Source organism: Spongiibacter pelagi (assembly GCF_014705705.1).
Taxonomy (GTDB): domain Bacteria; phylum Pseudomonadota; class Gammaproteobacteria; order Pseudomonadales; family Spongiibacteraceae; genus Spongiibacter; species Spongiibacter pelagi.
In genome coordinates this window covers 1-22,954 of record NZ_JACXLD010000005.1, presented here as the reverse complement: position 1 = coordinate 22,954, position 22,954 = coordinate 1, and the positions used below count along the sequence as shown (strand labels likewise).

Here is a 22,954-nt window from a genome sequence, read left to right as displayed (position 1 = left end):
CGGACGGTTTATCGTCCAAAATCACACGACTTATTTCTTGTCGTCGTCTTTCACTTCTTCGAACTCGGCATCGACAACATCGTCGCCTGCAGCAGAAGCGTCCTCTGCACCGCCGGCCGCTTCAGCTTGCGCCGCCTGCTCAGCGTACATCTTCTGAGCCAAGCTACCGGAGGCTTCAGTCAGCTCTTTAGTTGCCGCTTCAATCGCCTCAACATCATCGCCTTTCACCGCTTCGTCTACCTTGGTTAACGCTGCTTCGATCGCCGCTTTCTCTTCGTCGCTGGCTTTATCGCCGGCTTCTTCAAGCGTCTTGCGAGTCGCATTAGCCAAACCTTCCGCCGTATTGCGCGCAGTTACCAGTGCCTCGAACTTCTTATCCGCTTCAGCGTTAGCTTCAGCATCGCGCACCATTTGCTCAATCTCATCCTCATTCAGACCGCTAGAGGCGGTAATGCGAATGGACTGCTCTTTGCCGGTTGCCTTGTCTTTGGCAGACACATGCAGAATACCGTTGGCGTCGATATCGAAAGTAACTTCGATTTGCGGCAGACCGCGTGGCGCTGGCGGAATATCTGCCAGATCGAAACGGCCCAGCGATTTGTTGTGTGCCGCCTGCTTGCGCTCACCCTGAACCACGTGAATGGTTACCGCTGTTTGGTTGTCATCGGCTGTTGAGAACACCTGAGATTTCTTGGTAGGAATCGTGGTGTTCTTCTCAATCAGCGGCGTGGCAACGCCACCCATGGTTTCGATACCCAGCGTCAGCGGGGTTACGTCCAGCAGCAGTACGTCTTTTACATCACCAGACAGTACCGCACCTTGAATCGCCGCACCCATGGCTACAGCTTCATCAGGGTTTACGTCGCGGCGCGCTTCTTTACCGAAGAACTCTGCCACTTTGGTTTGCACCAGCGGCATACGGGTTTGACCACCCACCAGAATCACTTCGTCGATTTCGCTAGCGGCCAGATCAGAATCTTGCAGAGCAATCTTCATTGGCTCCAGTGAGCGCTGTACCAAATCTTCAACCAGCGATTCCAGTTTGGCGCGGCTCAACTTCACCACCAAGTGCTTAGGACCGGTCGCATCCGCCGTGATGTAAGGCAGGTTTACTTCGGTTTGCTGGCTGGAAGACAGCTCGATCTTGGCTTTTTCTGCGGCTTCTTTCAGACGCTGCATAGCCAGAGAATCACCTTTCAGATCGATACCGCTCTCTTTCTTGAACTCTGCTGACAAGTATTCGATCAGGCGCAGGTCGAAATCCTCACCGCCCAAGAACGTGTCACCATTGGTCGCCAGCACTTCAAACTGGTGCTCGCCATCCACTTCTGCAATTTCAATAATAGAGATATCGAAGGTACCACCACCGAGGTCGTAAACCGCAACGGTGCGATCGCCCTTGGCCTTGTCCATACCGTAAGCCAGTGCGGCCGCCGTTGGCTCGTTGATAATGCGCTTCACTTCCAGACCCGCAATACGGCCGGCATCTTTAGTCGCCTGACGCTGAGAGTCGTTGAAGTACGCCGGAACCGTGATAACCGCCTCGGTCACTTTCTCGCCCAGGTAGTCTTCTGCGGTTTTCTTCATCTTTTTCAACACTTCCGCAGAAATTTGCGGAGGCGCCATTTTCTCGCCTTTCACTTCAACCCAGGCGTCGCCGTTGTCGGCTTTGGCGATTTTGTAAGGCACCATATCGATGTCTTTCTGAACCACATTGTCTTCAAAGCGACGACCAATCAGACGCTTAACCGCAAACAAGGTGTTGTTTGGGTTAGTTACCGCCTGACGCTTGGCGCTCTGACCAACCAGAATTTCGCCGTCTTCGGTGTACGCAACGATAGAAGGCGTAGTGCGCGCGCCTTCTGCGTTTTCAATTACCTTAACCTTGTCACCATCCATTACCGCCACACAGGAGTTGGTGGTACCGAGGTCAATGCCAATAATCTTTGCCATAGTCCTTCTCCAATCTAGTTGCCGGAGGCAATCCGGCGCTGTTCAATCTTGTCTTAGATATGGGCCCGTTTTCGTCTACTTCAAGAGCCCTAGGGGTTTTCCCTGTGTTTTTTCTTGCTCTTCAACAAAGAGCCGCGCTTATGGGGCTTTAGCAACCACCACCATCGCCGCACGCAACAGGCGACCGTTTAGGGTGTAACCTTTCTGCATTACATCCATCACGGTATTGGGTTCCATGGCAGGGTTCGGCACCATCGCCATCGCCTCGTGCAAAGCCGGGTCAAAAGGCTCGCCATTGGGATCGATTTGCTCAACATTGTGACGCCCCAAGGCATCAACCAGGGTTTTGCGGGTCAGCTCAACACCTTCCAGCAAAGGCTTAATCGCCTCAACTTCGGTATCCACCGCCGCCACCGCACGCTCGAGGTTATCCACCACGCTCAGCATGTCACTGGCGAACTTCTCCAGCGCAAACTTGCGGGCATTCTCAACTTCTTTTTCAGCGCGACGACGCACATTCTGGGCTTCAGCAACAGCGCGCATCGCCTGCTCTTTAGCATCTGCCGCCTCTTGCTGGGCGCGGGCCAGCTGATCTTCCATACTGCCTTCCGCAGCCGACTGCTCTACCGCAGCGTCCTGCTGCTCATCAATATGAGCCTGATGTTCACCCTCAGGGGCATCGGTCTTTTGTTGTTCCTCTGACACGATGATCTCTCTCCAAACCGGTTATTCAATGGCACGCCTTAGCGCAACTGGAGCGAATATGGGGTTGAACCGGATCTTTTCAAGTCAGCGACAGATATTTTTTGCTATCCCCTACACAGAATCGCGCAACTACTGTATAAATAACCATGCTTAATTAATCCCGGCAATCCACCAACGCCAATAGAGAGCACATCATGCTGTCACACCTGAGCATCAGTAATTACGCCATCAGCGACCATCTGGAAATCGATTTCAACCGAGGCATGACCGTGCTCACCGGCGAAACCGGTGCGGGCAAATCTATTATGTTGGATGCCCTTGGCCTGTGCTTGGGTGACCGCGCCGACGGCAGTGTCGTGCGCTTGGGTAGTGAGCGAGCGGATATTCACGCCTTATTTGATATTGCCGATATTCCAGAGGCACTAGACTGGCTTAAAGAGCGCGAGCTGGACAGCGATGATGAAGTTGTCCTGCGCCGAGTCATTACCGCCGAAGGTCGCTCCCGCGCCTATATCAATGGCCAGCCGTGCACCCTCGCGGATATCAAACAATTAGGCGGCATGTTGATCGACATTCACAGCCAACACGCCCATCAGTCCTTATTAAAGAAACATCATCAGCGGCAATTATTGGACGGCTACGCCGACTGCACCGAGCTGAGCAAAGAGGTTGCCAAGCTGTGCAGCGATTTCTTGCATACCGACAAAACCCTCACGCAACTTGAGCAAAACAGCGCCGATCAAAGCGCACAGGAACAATTGCTGCGCTACCAGCTAGAAGAACTGGAGCGGCTGGAGCTCAAAGAAGGCGAAATTCCGGAACTGGAGCAAGAGCAACAGCAACTCGCCCACGCCGAAGATATTCTCGCCGCCAATCATCACAGCTTGAATCTGTGCAAGGAAGGCGAGGTCAACGCGCTGGGAATTCTTCAGCAAGCACTTTCATCGCTGGGCAAACAAAGCGCCAATAGCCCCGCCGCACGCAGCGCCATGGAACTACTGGAAAACGCCCGCATTCAAATAGATGAGGCGGCGAGCGAGCTCGAACACGCTATTGATTCTCTCGAAGTCGATCCTGAAAAACTGCGGGAAGTGGAAGAACGGCTCGACGCCCTTTATCAAATCGCTCGCAAACATAAGGTACAACCGGAAGAGCTGCTAAATCTGCAAGATCGGCTCAGTGAAGAACTGGGGCAACTCGACGCCAGCGACGAGCGCATCGACGGCCTGCGCCAGCAACGCGACAGCCAACTTAGCCAGTATCGCAAACAAGCCGACAAGCTCAGCAAGCAGCGGCAAAAAGCGGCAAAAGCCTTAAAAGCCAGCGTGGAAAGCAAACTTGCCGAGCTGGCCATGAAGCATTGCCGTATCGAATTTGCCTTAAGCCCGCTAGACGATGCAACACCGCACCCACAAGGCCACGAGGATGTTGAAATCCAGATTCAAACTAACCCCAATGCCGCATGGGGGCCGCTGAGTAAAATTGCCTCGGGCGGTGAGCTCTCGCGCATCAGTTTGGCTATTCAAGTTGTTGCCGCACAGGTTTCGACCATCCCCACCATGGTGTTTGACGAAGTGGATGTCGGTATTGGCGGCGCCACCGCCGAAATTGTTGGGCAAATGTTGAATTCACTGGGCCAACGCGGGCAGGTACTTTGCGTTACCCACCAGCCGCAAGTTGCCAGTCAGGGCGACCATCACCTGCAAGTTAGCAAAATGGGCGATGAAAACACCCTGCGCACCGTACTGGAAGCACTGGACGAAGACCGCAAGATTGGCGAAATCGCCCGCATGCTGGGCGGAGTGGCGATTACCGAAAACACCTTAAGCCATGCCAGAGAAATGCTGGGGATTCGGCATTAATTACCAGCAAGAATAGTACGCACCGGATACTGCACGATCGCCTGATCATTCGTTAGCAAAATCAAGCCCTCAGCTTGCGCTTGGGCAATTAACATCCGATCAAAGGGATCTTTATGTAATTCCTGCAACTGCCCGGTCTGATCGCCATGATAAAGCGAGATTGGCAGAGCAATAAAACCTTCATTATCTATGATAGTGCTCATATCTTTTGGCGCTTTGAGTTTACCCAGCGCCATTTTTATTGATATTTCCCACGTACTCGCCGCACTGATATATACCTGATTACGCGCATCAGAAATAATTTCTCTCGCACGCTCACCAAGACGGTCATCGTCACTTAACCACCAAAGCAGCACATGAGTATCAAGAAGCACGCGCTTCAAAATCCACCCTCAAAGGCGTCAATAATTTCTTGAGACGCTTGATCGAAATCATCTGCAATCACGATCTGACCTTTTAATCTTCCAGGCCTCCTCTCAACCTGCCCCTCCCGATGAGGTTTTAGATCGAGATAAGGCTTACCCGCTTTGGCAATCACGACAGTCTCTCCATCCCAAACTTTTTCACCAAGTTTAGAGAGCTGAGACTTGGCTTCATGCATATTGACCTGCATATCCTCACCCCAATATTAGCTAAACTTAGCTAATATTAGTCAAAGCAACTCCGATCAGCAAGCCATCGTAGAAATTTCGACCACTATAGGGATTTGCCGCCACCACTATTGATCGCCACTACCAGCGAGCGTAATGGTCTTCGGTTAAGCCCCAAAGCCCATCCACAACCAGCCGCCCTTGCGGCAAGTTCAGCTCGCCATAATATTTGCCAAAGTGCTGGGTGAAGTTGCTGGCGATAAAACCCGCATTCACTTTTTCGCAGCGCTTACCGGCCGGCTCAAAGCGCAAATCGACCACCCCATCGGCGGTGGTAATCTGCCAAGCGGCGCTGTCACTGTAGCGTTCAAAACGAAAATCGGCCGGCGCAACCTGAATCAGCTCACCACCCAGCCACAGGCCATTTTCCGTAAAGCCAGTTTCATTTACGCCCGCCGCCAGATTCATACCCAAACGTCGCCCATCGGGCAAAACCGCTGAGAGGCTCGCCCAGTTCCATGCGGTTTCACGGCGCATAAAACCGCCGCTCCAGTCCACACTCGCCAAGGCCTGCTGCTGTGCCACATCAAACTCCTGCCCCTGCCATGTGATTTGCCCAGTCACCGGTAAGCCGGCGGCTTTTTGGGTATAAACCCAGCCGTTATACCCAGCCCGGCAGCAAACCCCAAGCGGTTGGTAGTTTTGGGATTCATCAATGCGCAGTTCAGCGCTTACACCCTTAAGATTCAAACTAACGAATCGGCAAGCCTGCTCAGCATCCGCTGAAATCTCAATGCGATTCGCGCCCTTTTGAAAGCGCGCCACACCATTTTTCGGCCTTGGCTCAATCTCGGTTTTACGGCCTAGCGGCTGCAAAAAACTAAATTCTTCAAAACGCCCGCTTGCGGGCTCAAATAAATAAACAAATGCATTGCTGACCCAGCCTAAATCGACAATCGCCGCACCCAAAATCAGCGAAGGGCTAGCCACCGAAACAAACTCAAAACGATTAAAACGCTGTTTTTTTCGTCGCGCAGAAATCGGCTTATCCATCGCCGTGCGCAAATTGAAGTCCATGAAATTCACGTCATCGACCCCACCGGGGTGATAACCGTAATCCGCTTGCTGGTTAATAATGAGCTTCTTGGTCACACCCACTCCTCAAAGAATTCGTTCTTATTATTTTCTATCCGCAAAACAGCGGACAAAAAAATGCCCGGCAAGAACCGGGCATTTGCTAATCCAATCTAGAGTCAGCCTTTCTAATCAGCCCTTCTTAGGCCGAACATACAGCACCAAGCTGTGATCCACCAATTCGTAGCCGCGCTCTTCAACCAGCGCTTTTTGGCGTTTTTCAATGACTTCATCACAGAACTCAATCACATCGCCGGTGTCCATACACACAATGTGATCGTGGTGGTCACCTTTATCCAACTCAAATACCGAATGACCGGATTCAAAATTGTGGCGGGTCACCAAACCTGCGGCTTCAAATTGGGTCAGCACTCGGTAAACCGTTGCCAAACCCACGTCTTCGCCACTCTCCATAAGAGTGCGGTAGACGTCTTCAGCGCTAAAGTGCTGATTATCGGCTTCGGCCTGCTCAAGTAGTTGCAGGATTTTGACTCGGGGGAGCGTGACCTTCAGGCCAGCTTTGCGCAGCTCCTGATTTTCCATCGGCATAGTTCAGACCTTAGCGTTGCGTATGGCTTTGCGCTATTATCCCACGCCTTAACGCGATATTGGAACCCTAAAACAATGCGAAGCACCATCATTGCCATCGGACTTACCGCCCTCCTGACTGCCTGCAGCTCTTGGGAATTTCCCGGCGTTTACCGACTCGATATCGACCAAGGCAATATCATCACCCAAGAAATGGTAGATCAGCTGGAAATTGGCATGAGCCGCAGCCAAGTGGAATACATTATGGGCGCGCCCTTGATTAAGGACAGCTTTGAACCAAACCGCTGGGATTACATCTTCCGGATGCGCAAAGACGGCGAGATGACCGAACAACACAACTTGAGTGCGTTTTTTAACGGCGATGTGCTGGTAAAAATCGTGACCGATGTTCAGCCGTCAGAGAAAGGCAAAATGGCCGGGGCGACTGCACAATCTGAAACCGCAACCAGCGAATAAGCCCGAATAAAATATCCGGGCAGGAACAGCATTTATTCCTGCTCGGCTTTTCTGGCTTTAACCTTTGCCGCGCGCTGTTTGCGAACCTCTTTAGGATCGGCGATCAGCGGGCGATACACCTCCACCCGATCACCATCAACCAAGGTCTGCGCCTCTGGCTTGGCGACGACTTTGCCGAACACACCCAAGTCCGCGCTGTTTAAATCCAAACCTTCAAACTGCTTATCCAAGCCCGACGCCACGGCTGCATCACGCACCGAGCTACCCGCCGGCAAATCCAAAGCAATAATACGTTGCACATTTGGTAGCGCATAAGCCACCTCGACATGGACGGTATTTGTTTCGCTCATTTCTTACCCCTTGCCATACTGTTGGGCCGCACGCTTAACCAGCGCATCGACCAAATTATTAGCGACTGAATTAAATAATTGCTTACCGGCGCTGGCCAGCAGCGCATTCTGCAAAGCAAAATTCAGCAGCAAACTGACTTTACAGGCTTGATCTCCCAAAGCCAGTAAAGTCCATTCACCACTCAGATTTTCGAATGGGCCATCGAGTAATTCCAGCCGCACCCGCTTTGGCGCTTCCAAACGATTGCGAGTAACAAAACTCAAATTCACCCCCGCCCTCGCCAGATCCAAGCGCGCCTCCATAACCTCAGGCGAACTCAATAGAATTTCAGCGCCGACACAGCCATCCATATATTCTGGATACGCTTCAATATCATTAATCAGCGCAAAAACACGATCAGCGGAATACGGCAGCAACGCACTGCGGCGAATTTCATTCATGGTCAGGCCTTGTCAAATTGAGCACAACAGCACCGCATCGCCTCAAGAAAAGCGGGCGTAACAACCCACAACAAGAACCAAAAACAGCACCGGGGGCGCAATATACCGCAACAGCTGGTACCAAAGCCAAAATGCCATCTTAGCGAAAACCCCGTCTGGCGATCCATACACCACTCGCGGGATGCGCCAACCGGCAAACAGCGAAAATAAAAACGCCGCCAAAGGTAATAAAATCGCACCGGCGAGAATATCTAACCATTCCCACAAGCTATGCCCCAAAAATCCCTGCGGGGCATTTTCTGCCGAGGGATTAACCAGCAAACTATCGATACTTAAAACCGACAAACCGCCGACAAACACCGCCACCGCCGGCGCAATAAGCCAGCGCGGTGCAGCCCAGCGCTCAACCCCATGTGCCACCAAGGGTTCCAGCAAGGCCACGGCCGAGGTCAGCATAAAAATACTGAGCAGCACAAAAAAAGCCACGCCCACCAAATCGCCAAAGATTAAATTGCCAAAGGTATAAGGAAGGGAGATAAACAATAGCGCCGGCCCGGTACCCGGCAAAATATGCTGATCTGCCACCAGTGCCAGAATTAGAATTCCGGCCATCAACATAATCAGCACATCGAGACTGGCCACCATGGCAATTTGGCGATCCACCGAGCGCCCCACCGGGAAATACGCGCCGAAGGCCATCAACGCAAAACTCCCTGCACACAAGGTAAAGAAGGCTTGCTGTAGAGCGGAAAAACCCTGCGACCAAGAGAACTGATCCGGACGAAACTCAAGCAATGCAGTATGGGCAACCCGCGCATCACCGAGTTCATAGGCGTAATACACCAGCAAAACCAGCATAATCATCATTAAGGGCAGCAAGACGCGCAGCAACATCGCCAAGCCTTTGCCGACCTCCATAGAAGCAAACAGCGCCACCACCACAAGAAAAATCAGGCTGTTTTTGACCATCTGCCCAGAGTCGGCAAGCAAGGACGTGAACACGCCCGCGACTGAATCCACACTCGCGGCGAGCATTTCCGGCGCCAGCATTTGCGGAATATAAGCCAGCAACCAACCGCCGACCACACACATCCGCGCCACCAACAAAACCACAGCCACCACCGCAATCACCGGCACTAATCGCCAGTAACGGCTGCTAGAGGCGTAGGTAATAAAATGATCAAAGGCGTGAATGGGATTGGCGCGGGCCTTCACCGCTATTCGCAGCTCGGCAACCGCAAGCGGCATCATCACCACCGCCAAAAAAAACAAATAACAAAGCAGATAGAGCGCACCACCCTGCTGGGAAATATAGAGCGGCGTCGCCCAAAAATCCCCCAAGCCCGCCGTAAGTGCAACGGCGGCAGCGAAGAAGGTCCAGCGACTAGACCAGATACCCTGCACTCTGCGTTTTTTAATTGGCATACGCCGTGAACATTCCCATTGAGCTTGCGCTACATTTATCTAAGGGCACGTTTTACCTGAGCGGGCCGCAATTTCCAACACTATCGCGCTAACACAGCGCCGAATCTGCAAATTGTGTTAGTCGGAAAGGGCTTCTGGCCCTATAATCTGCCGCCATGAGTAAGAAGAAAACCAAACCTACTAGCAATACCATTGCCCTTAATAAAAAGTCTCGCCACGACTATATCCTCACGGAAAAATTCGAGGCTGGCGTTGCCCTGCAAGGCTGGGAAGTAAAAAGCCTGCGCGAAGGCAAAGGCCAGATTACCGACACCTATGTTTTGCTGCAAAACGGCGAAGCCTTCCTGCTGGGCAGTCAAATTACCCCGCTGTTAAGCGCCTCCACCCATTTTGTGACCGACCCCAAGCGCACCCGCAAGCTCTTGCTTCACCGCAAGGAACTGAGCAAAATCATTGAAGCCACGCAACAGAAAGGCTACACCTGCGTGTGCACGGCGCTGTATTGGAAGAAGCATCTGGTCAAAGCCGAAATCGCCTTAGCCAAGGGCAAGAAAGATCACGACAAGCGTGAAACCGAAAAAAATCGCGACTGGGACCGACAGAAACAGCGCATTATGCGCCAGCATAATAGTTAATCGCTGGCGCGCTCTTTGAGATTAGCAGAACTATGAAAACCCTGTACTTACTTCGACACGCCAAATCCAGCTGGGACGATGACCAGCTCGATGATAAGGACAGGCCTCTGACCAAGCGCGGCAAACGCGATTGCGAACTGGTTATTCAGGAGCTGGAACGCCTGAATCGAATACCTAGATTAATCCACTGCAGCACCGCGCGCCGGGCGCAGGAAACTCTCAAGAAACTCAAACAATCTTCTGCACTTATTGATCAAACCCCCGCCACCGACAGCGATGCGCTGTACACCTTTGAGAAAAAAGAACTGCTCGACTATCTCAAAGACCTGCCAAACGATGCCGACCAACTGATGATCATCGGCCACAATCCCGCACTGCTGGATCTTGCGAATTATCTGTATGACGGCAATATCAGCACCATGGGCACCTGCACCTTTACCGAGCTGGCACTGAATGTGGAATACTGGGATCAGTTGCGCGGCGACTGCGCCAAACTGGTTGAAGTGATTCGCCCCAAACAATTGCGCTGATGTAAGACAATCGTCACTCTGCGGCCCAATAATCACCGTCAATAAATCACACGCCCGACTAAATAAGAGAGCCATGAGCGAAACCACATCTGGGCAACACAAAGCCCTTCGCGACATCAGCATCGTTCACGATGTATTGATTCTCAAAAAAAGCCACAAACTGATTCGGCGGATGCAGCGGGTGCTACCCGGCCCGGAAATTCACGGCTACCAGATTTGGAATTCCTCGTTCCTGATTATGGATTACCTGCTGCAGAATCCGCCGAAGAAGCGCCAGAAGATGATCGAGATTGGTTGTGGCTGGGGGATTCTCAGTATTTTCTGCGCCCAGCAATTCAAGGCTAAACTGACCGCACTGGATGCCGACGAGCATGTATTCCCCTATTTAGATGCCCACGCGCTACTGAATGAAGTGAAAATCAAAAATAAAGTGGCGCGCTACGAACAGCTCAATCAAACCGAGCTTAAAGGCCAGCAATACATGCTCGGCGGCGATATCTGTTTCTGGGATAAATTAGTAAAACCGCTTTATACCGCCATTGAAGAAGCACGCGCCGCCGGCGTGAAGTGCATTATTATTGCCGACCCCGGTCGCCCGCCCTTCCACAAACTGGCCAAGCGCTGCCAAAAAGCATGGGGCAGCGATGTAGAGTTAGTGGACTGGGAATGCACTACCCCTAAAAAAATGAGCGGCGAACTACTGATTATTCGTCAGTAAATCGCCGCTCTTTTACTTAAGCAGAGCCTTATTTTTCTTCTTTTTGGCTTTCTGCTTCACCGTAGAACGGTAATTCAACTTGGGCAGGCGCGGCAGCTTGCCCTCGCTCAGATAATCGTGAATCGCATATTGCGACTGCACCTTGCGCACATTGGGCTTACGGAGTCTAAAGCCATTGGTTTGGCTGGCATCCAAAATACGCGCCTTCACATTGTCCGCCCACTGAATATCGATAATATTCTGAATAATCTGCTGCAGATTTTTATCGCGAATCGGCGCTGCCACCTCGACACGGAAATCGATATTGCGGGTCATCACATCCGCTGAAGACAGAAAGTATTTCGGCTCACCGGCGTTGCGGAAAATATAAACACGAGGGTGCTCGAGCAAGCCATCGACAATACTGATCGCCTCAATATTGTCACTCAGGCCGGGAATACCCGCCATCAGCGCGCACATACCCCGCACAATTAAGCGCACTGGCACACCGGCCTGACTGGCAGCGTAAAGGCGGTCAATCACTTCGCGATCAACCAGATTATTACACTTCAGAGTAATACCGCATTCTTCGCCCTTTTCCGCATTTTTGATTTCATCATCAATCATGCCCACTAATTTGCTACGGCTGTTCAGTGGTGAAACGCCCAGCAATTTGAACTCATGGCGCTTATAGGTGAACGCAATAAAGTCGAATACCTTGGCGACCTCATCACCCAACTCTTGGTCGTAGGTAAACAAGCTAAAGTCTGTGTACACATTGGCGGTTTTTTCGTTGAAGTTACCGGTGCCAACATGGGTGTAATAGCGCAGCGTATTGCCCTCCTGCCGGGCAATCGAAATCAATTTGCTATGCACCTTCAGTCCGGGCACGCCGAGAATCACGTTTACACCACCATCGGTCAGACGCTCAGAAAGCTCAATATTCGCCTCTTCATCAAAGCGCGCCTGCAACTCAACCACGGCGGTAACTTCTTTGTGGTTGGCCACCGCATTAAGCAAGGCATCAACCACATGAGAATTCGACGCCACCCGGTAAAGACTGATCTTGATGCTTTTAACCGAAGGGTCAATCGCGGCGGTTTTCAGCAAATCCGTTAGGTAGTTAAAGCTGTGATAGGGGTAGTACAGCAGCAAATCCTGATCGCGCATACAGCTCATAATATTGCTGGAGGCTTCAATTTGCTGGTGCGGAATCGCAGGCAGCGATTTGCTGTCCAGATAGGCCGGCCCCAGATTGGGAAACTTCATAAAATCTTTAGAGTTGTGGTAACGGCCACCGGGAATCATGGAGTCCAGCTTGCCCAGCCCTAAGCGTTTAACCAGATATTCCTGCAAGTCATCGGGCATTTGCGCATCGTAAACAAAACGCACCGGATCGCCTTTTTTGCGGCGCTTCAGACTCTGGGCCATTTTCTCCACAAAGGTCTGGGTCATCTCTTCGCTAAGCTCAAGCTCCGCATCGCGGGTTAGCTTAATGGTGTAAGCCTCAGCGCTATCCAGCGGAAAAACCCCGCGAAACACTTCCGGCAAACACACCCGAATAATATTCTCGAGCACAATCAATACATGACCGCGCTTGCCCTTCTTGCCCGGAATTTCTACAAAGCGATCCAAGCGGGTGGTTGGCACTTCCAGCAAAAAGTATTTAACCTGCCCCTCGTAACTCAGCTTAATCGCCAAATAAATCGATGCATCGCTCAGCTCCGGAATCGGGTAGGCATCATCAAGCATGATCGGCACCAATTCCTGCTCGATCTTCTTGTAGAAATAATCCCGCGCAAAGGCGATCTGGCCTTCATCTAACTGACGCTCATTCACCACATAGATTTTGCGGCGACGCAGTTCTTTCAGGTTTTTTTCGTAGGTAGCCTCAAAACGGCGCTGGAGTTTGAATACCGTTTGCCGAATCTGCTCCAATAAATTGCGGTATTCTTCCTGCTTTGATGGTGTAGAAAACACCGCCAAACGGCGCACATCGGCCACGCGCACCCGGAAGAACTCATCCATATTGTTGGAAAAAATACCCAGATAACGAATGCGCTGAATAATGGGCACCGAGGGATCAGCTGCTTCCTGCAACACCCGATCATTAAAGGAAAGCCAACTCAGCTCCTTTGCCACCCACGCCTGTTCAGCCGTTATTTCAGTCATCATCGTTTCCAGTCAAAAATCCACGCCAAAATCTTTTCTATGTTAGCGCCCACCAATGTCATTTTAATGACATATTCAAAGCGGTTAATAGCAGCAAAAAAAAGCCAGTGTCGCATTTCCCATTCTCTGCCGATACACTACTGCCTGCTTTACCGAGAAAAGAGTGATGTCACAAAACACCGAATCCTATGCCGCCCTCGATTTAGGCTCCAACAGCTTCCACCTGCTGATTGCCAGCTTCAAAGATAACAAACTCAAAATTATCGATCGCCATAAAGACATGGTGCGCTTGGCAGCCGGACTCGATGAAAACGACTTCCTCAGTGAAGACGCCCAGCAACGCGCACTAGACAGCCTTGCCAAAATCGCCAACCGCCTCACTGATGTACCGCGCAAACAGATTCGCGTAGTGGGCACTAACACACTGCGCGCCGCAGAAAACGCGGGCGAATTTATGCGCAAAGCGGAAGCCGTTCTCGGCGTACCCATCAATATTATTTCCGGCACGGAAGAAGCGCGACTGGTTTACCTTGGCGTGGCCAATGACCTAGCGCCGGATAATCGCACCCGATTAGTCGTCGATATCGGCGGCGGTTCCACTGAACTCGTTACCGGCGATCATCACCCCAAACTGCTAGAAAGCCTGCCCATGGGTTGCGTCAGTTTTAGCATGCGCTTCTTCCCCAATGGCAGCATTAATGAAAAGCAATTCAACAAAGCCGTAAGCGCGGCAAGACAGCTTGTTTCGCCCTACGTAGAACAGTTCCAAGACCAATGGCAAGAAGCGGTTGGCTCATCCGGAACCATTCGCAGCATCGCTAACATTCTCAGCGAACAAGGGCTTTGTGATGTGGGCCATATCACCCCGGACGGCCTCAAAGCCATCAAAAGCCAAATCCTACAGGCCAGTCATACCAGCGAGTTGAAAATTCAAGGCCTTAGCGATGACCGCCGCGATGTTTTCCCCGGCGGCTTTGCCGTGCTCTATGCCCTGTTTAAAGAAATGAACATCCCAGACATGCACGTTTCAACCTACGCCGTGCGTGAAGGCATACTCTACGACCTGGCTGGACGCTTCTTCCACCGCGACAAGCGCGAAGAAACCGTACGTCAACTCATCAGCCAATACCGAATTGACGAAAATCAAGGCAATCGCGTTGCCGAACTGTGCACACGCTGGCTACCCGGCATCGCCGAACACCTCAGCACCCCGGTAGAAGAAGCCGAAAACCTACTGCGCTGGGCGGCACAACTACACGAACTCGGCCTCGCCATCGCCCACGGCGGCTACCACAAGCACGGCGCCTATATTCTGACCAATGCCGACCTACCCGGATTCTCAAGACAAGAACAAGCACGGCTCAGCCTGTTAGTGCTTAACCACCGCCGCAAACCTAAGTCGCCCGACAACGGCACTTACGGCGTATCGCCAGACTGGTTGCTAGTAGGGCTATTGAGGCTAGCGTGTATATTCCTGCGCCGGAGACAAACCAGCCTACCCAGCGAAGAAATCAACATTAACTCCAGCGGCGCAAACCAGATTGAGATAAGCCTGCCTCAAAGCTGGCTGGATGAGAATCCGCTTACTGCAGCGGACTTGGAGGAAGAAGCGGCCTTGGCGCAGAAGAGCGTTGGGTTGCAGTTGGAGATTAGTGCGCGGGATTGATTAAAACCCGAAATAAGACCAGTACAAACTCTCGTAACTAAAACACATGCAAAATAGACTAGACAAAATTTTTAACGAAGTGGCAATAAAATGAAAGTAGGTATTATCGGCGGAGCCGGTTTTGTGGGTACTCGGCTTGCCGCCGTCATGGAAGATGCAGGCAAAGATTTCCACCTCTTCGACAAATCACTTGAAAATTCAAATTACTTAGACATAACCGACCCCAAGTCTTTTGCGTCACTCCCTCACCTCGACGCAGTAATAAACCTAGCGGCAGAGCACCGGGATGACGTTTCCCCTAAAAGTCTATACGACTTAGTTAACGTCGAAGGAAGCCGCAACCTTTGCAACTTCTGTCGCCAGCGGGGAATCAACACAATCATATTCACCAGCAGCGTTGCGGTTTATGGTTTTGCCCCCGAGGGAACAGATGAATCTGGCGAAATAAATTACTTCAATGACTATGGCCGCACCAAGTACCTTGCCGAAAATGTGTACAGAGAATGGTATGAAGAAGATCCCGAAAACAGGAACCTAACAATTATCAGACCTACCGTAATATTTGGTGAAGGTAACAGGGGGAATGTCTTTAACTTGCTAAACCAGATAGCAAGTGGGCGATTCTTGATGTTTGGCAACGGGAAAAACCGAAAATCCATGGCTTACGTGCAAAATGTGGCCGAATTTATCCAATTTTCCACAAAACTCAGCGGCTACAACTTGTACAACTACATCGACAAACCGGACCTCGATATGAACACATTGGTCGGTACGGTAAGAGCAACACTATTCAAAAAATCTGGAGTTGGCCTTCGCTTTCCTGCTTTGCTGGGCGTTTTAGCTGGCTACGGCTTTGATGTTTTAGCTTTTCTTTTACGAAAGAAACTCCCCATTAGCTCAATCCGGGTTAAAAAGTTTATGGGAACAACATCATTTAATACCTCCATCCCTAAAACGGGCTTTAAAGCTCGAGTAGATTTACTCGAAGGGCTGAGAAAAACCCTCAACTATGAATTCATAGAAGACAACACTGAAAAACCAACATTCATAACAGAGTAATTAGCCTAGGACGGGGCGACGCTGCCCCTAATACTATAGCTAATACACTAAGTAATACTTCTTCCACAACGACAATGCTACAATCCGCCACCTACTCGCACTCCAATTGAAGTTAACAGCTCAAAGAAAGCCGCCAAGGTGACCATTTTATTTACAGGGATAGGTTATGGAAGACATTTTATTAGCCGGATTAATTGCTTTTTCGCTTTGCTCACTGCTTTTAAAGGGCCTGATCCGCTTTGCGCCAGACCTGAAACTAATGGACACCCCCGGCGGCCGTAAGCAGCACCTTGAATCAACGCCACTCGTCGGCGGCTTAGCCATTTCACTAAGTCTTACAACAGTGCTTTTATGGCCAGAGTTCCGTAACTCCCAACTCGTTTGGCTTGCCCCACCGCTGCTTATCTTAATATTGATTGGTCTGCACGATGACCGTAACGATTCGTCACCGAGATTTCGCTTTTTCGCCCAAATACTTGCTGCGGTTTTCACGATTTTAGGCACAGGCACAGCCATCACTCACCTAGGCGACTTATTCGGACAGGGCTTGGTTAGCCTTGGGCTACTCTCCATTCCAGTAACAGTATTTGCCATCCTAAGCGCCATTAATGCATTCAATATGTCTGATGGCTTAGACGGACTTGCAGGCGGCTTAACACTGATTCCACTAATAATTCTCACTAGCTTAGCTGCGAAACACGGTCTTTTTGCTGAAGCAACATTGGGCTGCACCCTATCCTCAGCAACTGTGGCATTTCTACTAGTTAACTACCGCTTTCCTTGGACTAATCGCGCTCAAACCTTTCTTGGGGATACTGGAAGCATGGTATTGGGCTTTTGTGTAGCCTGGTTGTTAATTAGCTTAAGTGAATCAGGCGCCATTTCTCCAGTAACGGCTCTTTACCTCATAGCTTTCCCGCTTATAGACACTGCAGCTGTATTAGTCAGGAGAAAACTTGCCGATCGCCCGCTTACTAGCCCCGGCAGAGATCATTTCCACCACATTTTGCGGAACGCCGATTTCTCAGTTCGCCAAACAGTAGCCATCATCCATACCGCAGCATTACTTATGGCAGGTGTTGGCTTAAGCCTTTCAAAACTCGGGGTAAATGAATTAAGCGCTTTTCTTATTTTTATTTGTGTTTTGGGATTTTTTGTCTGGTTGAACCTACCCAAAAGCCGATCGGTACCTACACCTCGTATTGAGCTGGTAATAGCCAAAGTTAAAAGCCGGGCTCAGTAGGGTTAAAAAGCGAGGCTCGATACCAATCACTAGAGCTCTTAAACCTCGCCCCTTCCTTCCCTCATATAGTGCCTTACCAAAACAACTAACACGCCGAGCATACCACCCAATACAGTAGCCACGGCCGCAATCAATGCGCGCTTGGGCTCACTTTTCTCTTGTGGAACAACCGCGGGATCAATGGTTTTAAACACATATTCTGGCTGAGCATTTGCGAGCATTACGGTACGGGTTTCACTTTCAATTAGCTGATAGAAAACCTGTTGCATACCGGCAATATTGGTTTCGCTAAGTTTCTTTTCTAGGTAGCCAATGCGAGCCTCAGCATCTTCGATATCCTGCGCCCGCATATGCTCATTGATATCTTTAACTAATTTTTGTACCCAATCCTTAGCTGCAACCGGAGATAGGCTTTTAATTGCAATCGTCACCATGCCTGTGTCTTTGCTTTCTGACACACTAAGCAGCCCTTTAAATTTTTTCACCATATCCCAATCGGTTGGCTCTAGGCTTTTACCGTCATCATCCAATTGCCAACTGCCAGTTTCGCGACTATAGATCTCTTGATCAAGTTCCCATACTTCGCCGCCGAGATTCCAACCTGTTGCCGCCATTAAAGACACTTCCAACTGGTGACGATGAATAAAATCAGCGAGAAAAGCCCTGGATTGCAAAATCTCTTTAGCGACAACTGTTGGATCGGAGCCATTACCCCCACCCAAGCTGATTCCAGCAAGACTTGCCAAACCACCCAACTGCCCACTCAAGCGACCCGCGCCACCGCCGTCTTGTGCGGGCGCAACTAGCGCACTTGATTGATAAACATTAGGCTTCATAAGTGCAAAGATAACGCCAGCAACCGCAAAAAAAGCAGTTATAGCAATAATCAGAAATTTGCCTTTCCACAAAACAAGGAAAAGTTCTTTAAGATCGATCTCATCATCTTGGTAATAGGGCTGAGGCATTCTCTCTTCCATTACAGATTCCCCACCGCCGCAGCGCCCAAGGCCATTTGATAGATAATTTGGCTTAGGTTTGTCCAAAGTTCCAATTTATTCAGACGGTCCACATCTATCGGCATAATGATGGTGTCACCAATACCAATTTCAGCACGGCGACCACCAAACCAACGGCTTCTATTTGGCAGCAAAACCGACCCATCCGCCTTAACCACATAAACACGGCTTTGGTCAGCTTGACGGGTAGCCCCGCCAGAGCGCTCCAAATAATCATCCACAGAAAGCCCCGGCTGATATAAATGACTGGTTGGGAATTGCACCTCCCCCAGCACCGTGACAGATTGTGGGATAGGCGGCACTTGCAGCTTATCGCCATCCTGCAAAATCACGTTTTGATAGCGCTCGCCTTTTTGCATGGCCTCAAGATTAATAACCATGCGCCCAACGGGGGCGCTATTTTGCACTTCTTCAAGCAGGCCCTGCGCTTGCTGCACCCGTTCAGCATTATCTCCTCCAACGTTGTTGCCTGCTAACTGCACGCCCAACAAATCATTTTGCAAGCGATCTTCCGCTTCTTTTAAACGCTGAGCCTCCAACAACCGAAGGCGCTCACGGGTAAAAACCGCCCCTTTTGCAAAAGCACTTGCGGTAAGCCCGCCCGCACGAGCTAAAACCGCTTCAAGGGTCTCACCCTCTTGAAAGGTATAAGTGCCAGGGTATAGCACCTCACCAAGCAGAGTAACCGTATTGTTTTTAGCAAAGTCGGGAACGGTTTTAATCAAGATACTATCGCGCCCCTGTAACACGATATCTTCATTACCAGTCAGAATTTCCACAGGCGAAAAAGGCAGGATTCGGGTTTCTCCAATGCCTTTTTCATTGGTGACATAACGAGTAATCTCACCCTCAAGCAGCAGCGCATTCTCCTTCGCGCCACCCGCAGCAGCCAATACCTCTGAAAGTGTTTCATCGGCAGCAATAGGATATGAACCGGGAAAGCGAACCGCACCGTTGACTCTCACTACCGGAGCCCATTCACGAGGCCCAGTTTGATTTTCTAGCCGCTTCACGATATCCGCAAGCGCGGCTTGACGTTGCTCCGCATTCGCCTCTGAAAGCAGTATTACGCGATCCCTTGACGCAAGCCCCAAATTCTCAGGTGAACTTGTATCTTCTACCGCCACCCTTAAGTTGAACGCCTCAACCTCAATTGTATTACGCTCGACCTTTTCTCTAATACGCAATGCATAGCGGTAATCTGCATCTCGAGTCACATCAAAGGTTAAACTGCCAATCAAATCACTAACGCGCAGCCCCGGCCGCCAGGCATAACGCCCAGTTCTTACCGCCTCTCCTTCTAGAGAGACGAAGCCCTCTGCCAGCTCTGTGACCGAGGAAATAGCCAATACATCACCTGTTTTAAGACCAACGTTTTCCGAGTTTCGCTCAGTAAGGTCAAGATCCAAAATCCTGAGATTGAAATTCTCATCAACCCGCTGCAGCTGGGCGCGTTTTGGATAGGCATCCGCCGTAAACCCGCCGGAAAGTCGAACAAGCTCGGCAATTGTTTGTGTGCCTTTTAATTCATAAAGTGCAGGCCTACGAACCTCACCTTTAATCCCCGCTAACTGGCCGACAGGGGGGATAAAAATAACATCACCGGGCTGGAGGCGCTGATCCGCACTTGTATCACCTTTCAGCAACAAGTCATAAAGGTCCAGCACTCCAAGCAATTGCCCTTTACGTTTGAGCTGAACATTACGCAATGAACCCGTTCGTTTTACACCTCCGGAAGCAAACAGTGCATTAGTAATGGTGGACAGTGAGCTGACGGTATAAGCCCCCGGCGCCCTAGCCTCACCCAGCACAAAAATCTGTACACTTCTTAGCTCACCCAAGCTAACGCTGGCCTTTACTCCAATGAAATGCTGACTAACTAAGGCATTAACGCGCTCTTTTAAATCGGCAAAAGACAAGCCGGCCACTGATTCGGGGCCGATTTCGGGGAAGTTAATTACACCGTTGCGATCCACCACCAATGTCAAATCACGATTTTCTTTACCCCAGAGCTGTACCCGAATTTCATCGCCGGGACCAACCGTATAAGCACCGGGCACGGGCATTGACGCCGCAGGCGCAAAGGTACTGGGAACGCCCGCAAAAAGGTCGTAGCCAAAAGGTTCTAACTTATTAACAGTGGTTTCATTTTCAGCCGCGCTATTTTTAGTTTGCACATTACTTTCTTCTAAGCGGCTATCGCTCGGTTTTGAAAGAGGCACGACCAAAGGCGCGGGATTACGCAATTGCGAGCCATCAACACTTGATTGTCCTCCCCCAATCGCACCCAAATCCACCCCATATTGCTGGGCCAAAGCCTCCTGCTGAGCCCGAGGTAGACTTTTGAATTGCGCAATTTGCGCAGGAGAAATGGTTTGAGCCGCCACGATTAAGGGCAAAAACAAAACTAGAGCGCTGATTACTTTTCTAAAAATCACAGGTGCAATATTCCGTTATTCACATTCGGCACGCAGCGGCGCACCATTAAATTTCACAAAGCTGCAAGTATATGTCAGACCACTTGCAATCGAAATGTTTCTAGAAGCGGTAGGTCCAATCCACAAAACCCTGCCACTGTTCTTGCTCTTGGCCATTTATCACAATCGGCTTATCGGCAAATTCGCTCCGCAAGCGTAACGCGCCACCAAAGGCGGGCATTTCGTAGGAGACAGAAACCTGACTCAGCTTGTCATTCGACTTTAGAATGAAATACTGAACACCGGGGTCGGTTTCAGCAATAGCAGATTTTCCCGCTTTATTGAGCTGACCGCTGCTGTAAACAACCGACAGGTTGTGGCCATTTTCAAAGAACTGCATCACACCAAATGTTGCGACTCGAGCATCGCCCCCATAACTCGGCCCAATGTTGCGGCCATTATAGTAGTAGCCACTCTGATAGCGATTGTGTGTGTAGGCCACTCCATATTTTGTGCTGTCACTGCTTTGTACTTGTGTATCGCCCGTTTCTACAAACCAGCGCTGTGTGCCTTTGCCAAAATGAGTGACCAAATCAGTACCGATAAGGTTCAGATTTTGTTTAAAAAGCCCACCCGACTCCATCTCTTTAGCGACCTGACCATATACCGCCAAGGCGCCAGCACCCAGAGGAACGCTATATCGAGCATCCACTGCTGCCAACTCATTAGCAAGATCTTGCTGCCCTGCTTGATTACTATCGCCCATCAAGGTATCTGCAAGGCCACTCAAGCTTTGATCCTGCCCTTTACCGCCCCATTGAATAGAACGCGACAAACCAATTTCCAAGTTCGTACGCGGACGAAAGGTAAACCGGGCACCAAGTAACTTGGCATCAGGAATAGCGCGATCAGACTCTAACTGCCCCGCAAATAAAATAAGTTGCCAAGGCCCCAAGCGACACAACCAATCAGAATCAAAGGGACGTGTATCTTTACGAGACACCCAAATAGAGGGAATGGGCCGTGCATTATTCGAAAGAATCAGACTCGATTGCCAACCGGGACCCCACCAACGGTCAATTGCCCCAGCTCCAAGCACCACGTTACCGTAGGTTGCCGCCAAATAACTGCCGTCATAGCGCTCTTGCTCACCATCACTGGGATTACTCACCGTACTGTATTCGAGCCGGCCGGCAAACTTTTCGCCAATATATTCAAAACCAAAAGTCGCTGCCGCCTCATCTCGAGGCTGGGCATCAAAACCACGAACTAACGTCGCTTCAGTTGCGCCACTCAGCTGAATGTCACCACTACCCCCTTCGCTCGTTTGCCAGTTTCGCTCAAATTGGAGATAGGCATATTCCTGAGAAGCAGCCGCCGCAGGGCTTACATTCAAGCCATTAATGACACCCGACCACATCACCGGCCAAGTGCTCACAGGCGAATTCACCACACCTTGATCAGCTAAATATTGCAGGCTGTGACGCATTCTTATATTACCGGGATCAATCCAAGGCGCAGAAAGCGCCAACGAGCTCACACTGCCAGAAAGCAGACACAGCAAAAAACGAGAACCAAAAGAACTCAAAACATCCCCCAGACCTTGACCTTTCCCCAGAGTTAGTACCACAGCTCTGATGAGATTTTCCAAAATTTATGCCGCCTGTTTTGCAAAAGCAACAGGTGGCAAATAGCCCAGAGAACTGTGTGGTCGAACGTGGTTGTAGTGATGCCTCCACTGATCGATCTCGACTCGAGCCTCTTCCATCGTTCTAAACCAATGCTGGTTTAAACACTCGTTTCTGAATTTACCATTTAAGCTTTCTACAAAAGCGTTCTGTGTAGGCTTACCTGGCTGTATAAAGCCGAGCTTTACCACTGCTTCACGGCTCCAAAAGAACATGGCTTTACTGGTAAATTCAGTGCCATTATCGCAAACGATCGTATTAGGTTTTCCACGCACCTCAATTAACTGGCTAAGAAATCGTGCGACTTGCCTTCCGCTAATGGATACCGAAACCAATTGGCCAACCATTTCACGGGAATAATCATCC

Annotated in this window: 22 protein-coding genes; 8 read left to right on the top strand and 14 right to left on the bottom strand. The window is 50.5% G+C overall.

Translation table 11 applies throughout. The features are described 5' to 3' along the window. Window positions 1-30: 30 nt before the first annotated feature. Both dnaK and grpE read right to left on the bottom strand, forming a co-directional pair. Entirely contained in the window at window positions 31-1,953 is a 1,923-nt protein-coding gene (dnaK, locus tag IB286_RS09780; RefSeq protein ID WP_190765018.1) for a molecular chaperone DnaK, read from the bottom strand. A gap of 138 nt (window positions 1,954-2,091) precedes the next feature. After that, on the bottom strand, window positions 2,092-2,658 hold the full coding sequence (grpE, locus tag IB286_RS09775) for a nucleotide exchange factor GrpE (RefSeq protein ID WP_190765016.1): 567 nt from the start codon (window positions 2,656-2,658) through the stop codon (window positions 2,092-2,094). 194 nt (window positions 2,659-2,852) lie between these two features. On the opposite strand from grpE, the gene recN reads away from it, so the two are divergent. Next, window positions 2,853-4,520, top strand: a complete 1,668-nt coding sequence (gene recN / locus IB286_RS09770; protein ID WP_190765014.1) for a DNA repair protein RecN — start codon at window positions 2,853-2,855, stop codon at window positions 4,518-4,520. Here the strand turns inward: recN and IB286_RS09765 are convergent. The 4 genes from IB286_RS09765 to fur all read right to left on the bottom strand — a co-directional run bounded on the left by IB286_RS09765 (window position 4,517) and on the right by fur (window position 6,793). After that, window positions 4,517-4,894 carry a type II toxin-antitoxin system VapC family toxin gene (locus IB286_RS09765; RefSeq protein ID WP_317889739.1) on the bottom strand — a complete coding sequence of 126 codons (378 nt, stop codon included), beginning with the start codon at window positions 4,892-4,894 and terminating at the stop codon, window positions 4,517-4,519. The two genes, recN and IB286_RS09765, sit on opposite strands and share 4 nt — an antisense overlap. Window positions 4,895-4,899: 5 nt before the next feature. Beyond that, window positions 4,900-5,133: a type II toxin-antitoxin system Phd/YefM family antitoxin gene (locus tag IB286_RS09760; RefSeq protein WP_190765010.1), complete on the bottom strand. Its 234-nt coding sequence runs from the start codon at window positions 5,131-5,133 to the stop codon at window positions 4,900-4,902. A gap of 118 nt (window positions 5,134-5,251) precedes the next feature. Continuing rightward, the gene (locus IB286_RS09755; protein ID WP_317889738.1) at window positions 5,252-6,262 is read right to left on the bottom strand and encodes a DUF2804 domain-containing protein; all 1,011 of its coding nucleotides are present in this window, start codon (window positions 6,260-6,262) and stop codon (window positions 5,252-5,254) included. A gap of 114 nt (window positions 6,263-6,376) precedes the next feature. Continuing rightward, window positions 6,377-6,793: a ferric iron uptake transcriptional regulator gene (fur, locus tag IB286_RS09750; protein ID WP_190765006.1), complete on the bottom strand. Its 417-nt coding sequence runs from the start codon at window positions 6,791-6,793 to the stop codon at window positions 6,377-6,379. A 75-nt stretch (window positions 6,794-6,868) separates the two neighbouring features. Here fur and IB286_RS09745 point away from each other — a divergent pair, with 75 nt between their 5' ends. After that, a complete protein-coding gene (locus IB286_RS09745; RefSeq protein ID WP_190765004.1) occupies window positions 6,869-7,249 on the top strand; it encodes an outer membrane protein assembly factor BamE in 381 nt (126 codons plus the stop codon). A 32-nt stretch (window positions 7,250-7,281) separates the two neighbouring features. Here the strand turns inward: IB286_RS09745 and IB286_RS09740 are convergent, their stop codons facing one another. Genes IB286_RS09740 through IB286_RS09730 form a run of 3 tightly spaced genes read right to left on the bottom strand, consistent with a single transcriptional unit; the run spans window position 7,282 to window position 9,465 of the window. After that, complete coding sequence (locus IB286_RS09740; protein WP_190765002.1) at window positions 7,282-7,599, bottom strand: RnfH family protein; 318 nt, start codon at window positions 7,597-7,599, stop codon at window positions 7,282-7,284. A 3-nt stretch (window positions 7,600-7,602) separates the two neighbouring features. After that, window positions 7,603-8,040: a type II toxin-antitoxin system RatA family toxin gene (locus IB286_RS09735; RefSeq protein ID WP_190765000.1), complete on the bottom strand. Its 438-nt coding sequence runs from the start codon at window positions 8,038-8,040 to the stop codon at window positions 7,603-7,605. Window positions 8,041-8,082: 42 nt separating this feature from the next. Continuing rightward, window positions 8,083-9,465: an SLC5/6 family protein gene (locus tag IB286_RS09730; protein WP_190764998.1), complete on the bottom strand. Its 1,383-nt coding sequence runs from the start codon at window positions 9,463-9,465 to the stop codon at window positions 8,083-8,085. A gap of 155 nt (window positions 9,466-9,620) precedes the next feature. Here IB286_RS09730 and smpB point away from each other — a divergent pair, with 155 nt between their 5' ends. The 3 genes from smpB (at window position 9,621) to IB286_RS09715 (ending at window position 11,348) form a co-directional block, all read left to right on the top strand. Continuing rightward, entirely contained in the window at window positions 9,621-10,100 is a 480-nt protein-coding gene (gene smpB, locus IB286_RS09725; RefSeq protein ID WP_190764996.1) for an SsrA-binding protein SmpB, read from the top strand. Between the two features lie 32 nt (window positions 10,101-10,132). Then, window positions 10,133-10,630, top strand: a complete 498-nt coding sequence (locus IB286_RS09720; RefSeq protein WP_190764994.1) for a SixA phosphatase family protein — start codon at window positions 10,133-10,135, stop codon at window positions 10,628-10,630. Between the two features lie 73 nt (window positions 10,631-10,703). After that, window positions 10,704-11,348: a class I SAM-dependent methyltransferase gene (locus IB286_RS09715; protein ID WP_190764992.1), complete on the top strand. Its 645-nt coding sequence runs from the start codon at window positions 10,704-10,706 to the stop codon at window positions 11,346-11,348. Window positions 11,349-11,360: 12 nt separating this feature from the next. On the opposite strand, the gene ppk1 is transcribed toward IB286_RS09715, so the two are convergent. Further along, window positions 11,361-13,499, bottom strand: a complete 2,139-nt coding sequence (gene ppk1 / locus IB286_RS09710; protein WP_190764990.1) for a polyphosphate kinase 1 — start codon at window positions 13,497-13,499, stop codon at window positions 11,361-11,363. A 166-nt stretch (window positions 13,500-13,665) separates the two neighbouring features. Between ppk1 and ppx the strand changes: the two genes are divergently transcribed. The 3 genes from ppx to IB286_RS09695 all read left to right on the top strand — a co-directional run bounded on the left by ppx (window position 13,666) and on the right by IB286_RS09695 (window position 17,467). Further along, window positions 13,666-15,165: an exopolyphosphatase gene (gene ppx / locus IB286_RS09705; RefSeq protein ID WP_190764988.1), complete on the top strand. Its 1,500-nt coding sequence runs from the start codon at window positions 13,666-13,668 to the stop codon at window positions 15,163-15,165. Window positions 15,166-15,255: 90 nt separating this feature from the next. After that, on the top strand, window positions 15,256-16,224 hold the full coding sequence (locus tag IB286_RS09700; protein ID WP_190764986.1) for an NAD-dependent epimerase/dehydratase family protein: 969 nt from the start codon (window positions 15,256-15,258) through the stop codon (window positions 16,222-16,224). A gap of 166 nt (window positions 16,225-16,390) precedes the next feature. Continuing rightward, on the top strand, window positions 16,391-17,467 hold the full coding sequence (locus IB286_RS09695) for an MraY family glycosyltransferase (protein ID WP_190764984.1): 1,077 nt from the start codon (window positions 16,391-16,393) through the stop codon (window positions 17,465-17,467). Between the two features lie 38 nt (window positions 17,468-17,505). Here IB286_RS09695 and IB286_RS09690 read toward each other — a convergent pair whose 3' ends face one another. From IB286_RS09690 to IB286_RS09675, 4 genes are all read right to left on the bottom strand, one after another. Beyond that, window positions 17,506-18,444: a Wzz/FepE/Etk N-terminal domain-containing protein gene (locus tag IB286_RS09690; protein ID WP_190764982.1), complete on the bottom strand. Its 939-nt coding sequence runs from the start codon at window positions 18,442-18,444 to the stop codon at window positions 17,506-17,508. After that, entirely contained in the window at window positions 18,444-20,921 is a 2,478-nt protein-coding gene (locus tag IB286_RS09685) for an SLBB domain-containing protein (protein WP_190764980.1), read from the bottom strand. The genes IB286_RS09690 and IB286_RS09685 overlap by 1 nt, the downstream gene beginning before the upstream one ends. 100 nt (window positions 20,922-21,021) lie before the next feature. Further along, window positions 21,022-22,488 (bottom strand): capsule assembly Wzi family protein, encoded by a 1,467-nt coding sequence (locus tag IB286_RS09680; protein WP_190764978.1) that lies wholly within the window; start codon window positions 22,486-22,488, stop codon window positions 21,022-21,024. 66 nt (window positions 22,489-22,554) lie between these two features. Continuing rightward, window positions 22,555-22,954, bottom strand: a 400-nt coding sequence (locus tag IB286_RS09675; protein ID WP_190764976.1) for an integrase core domain-containing protein, incomplete at its 5' end; no start/stop codon positions are given.

Bases quoted from the DNA above. Each gene is read 5' to 3' on its own strand.
- dnaK (WP_190765018.1), bottom strand. From the start codon at position 1,953: ATGGCAAAGATTATTGGCATTGACCTCGGTACCACCAACTCCTGTGTG.
- recN (WP_190765014.1), top strand. From the start codon at position 2,853: ATGCTGTCACACCTGAGCATCAGTAATTACGCCATCAGCGACCATCTG.
- IB286_RS09760 (WP_190765010.1), bottom strand. From the start codon at position 5,133: ATGCAGGTCAATATGCATGAAGCCAAGTCTCAGCTCTCTAAACTTGGT.
- fur (WP_190765006.1), bottom strand. From the start codon at position 6,793: ATGCCGATGGAAAATCAGGAGCTGCGCAAAGCTGGCCTGAAGGTCACG.
- IB286_RS09745 (WP_190765004.1), top strand. From the start codon at position 6,869: ATGCGAAGCACCATCATTGCCATCGGACTTACCGCCCTCCTGACTGCC.
- IB286_RS09740 (WP_190765002.1), bottom strand. From the start codon at position 7,599: ATGAGCGAAACAAATACCGTCCATGTCGAGGTGGCTTATGCGCTACCA.
- IB286_RS09735 (WP_190765000.1), bottom strand. From the start codon at position 8,040: ATGAATGAAATTCGCCGCAGTGCGTTGCTGCCGTATTCCGCTGATCGT.
- IB286_RS09730 (WP_190764998.1), bottom strand. From the start codon at position 9,465: ATGCCAATTAAAAAACGCAGAGTGCAGGGTATCTGGTCTAGTCGCTGG.
- smpB (WP_190764996.1), top strand. From the start codon at position 9,621: ATGAGTAAGAAGAAAACCAAACCTACTAGCAATACCATTGCCCTTAAT.
- IB286_RS09720 (WP_190764994.1), top strand. From the start codon at position 10,133: ATGAAAACCCTGTACTTACTTCGACACGCCAAATCCAGCTGGGACGAT.
- IB286_RS09715 (WP_190764992.1), top strand. From the start codon at position 10,704: ATGAGCGAAACCACATCTGGGCAACACAAAGCCCTTCGCGACATCAGC.
- ppk1 (WP_190764990.1), bottom strand. From the start codon at position 13,499: ATGACTGAAATAACGGCTGAACAGGCGTGGGTGGCAAAGGAGCTGAGT.
- ppx (WP_190764988.1), top strand. From the start codon at position 13,666: ATGTCACAAAACACCGAATCCTATGCCGCCCTCGATTTAGGCTCCAAC.
- IB286_RS09700 (WP_190764986.1), top strand. From the start codon at position 15,256: ATGAAAGTAGGTATTATCGGCGGAGCCGGTTTTGTGGGTACTCGGCTT.
- IB286_RS09695 (WP_190764984.1), top strand. From the start codon at position 16,391: ATGGAAGACATTTTATTAGCCGGATTAATTGCTTTTTCGCTTTGCTCA.
- IB286_RS09690 (WP_190764982.1), bottom strand. From the start codon at position 18,444: ATGGAAGAGAGAATGCCTCAGCCCTATTACCAAGATGATGAGATCGAT.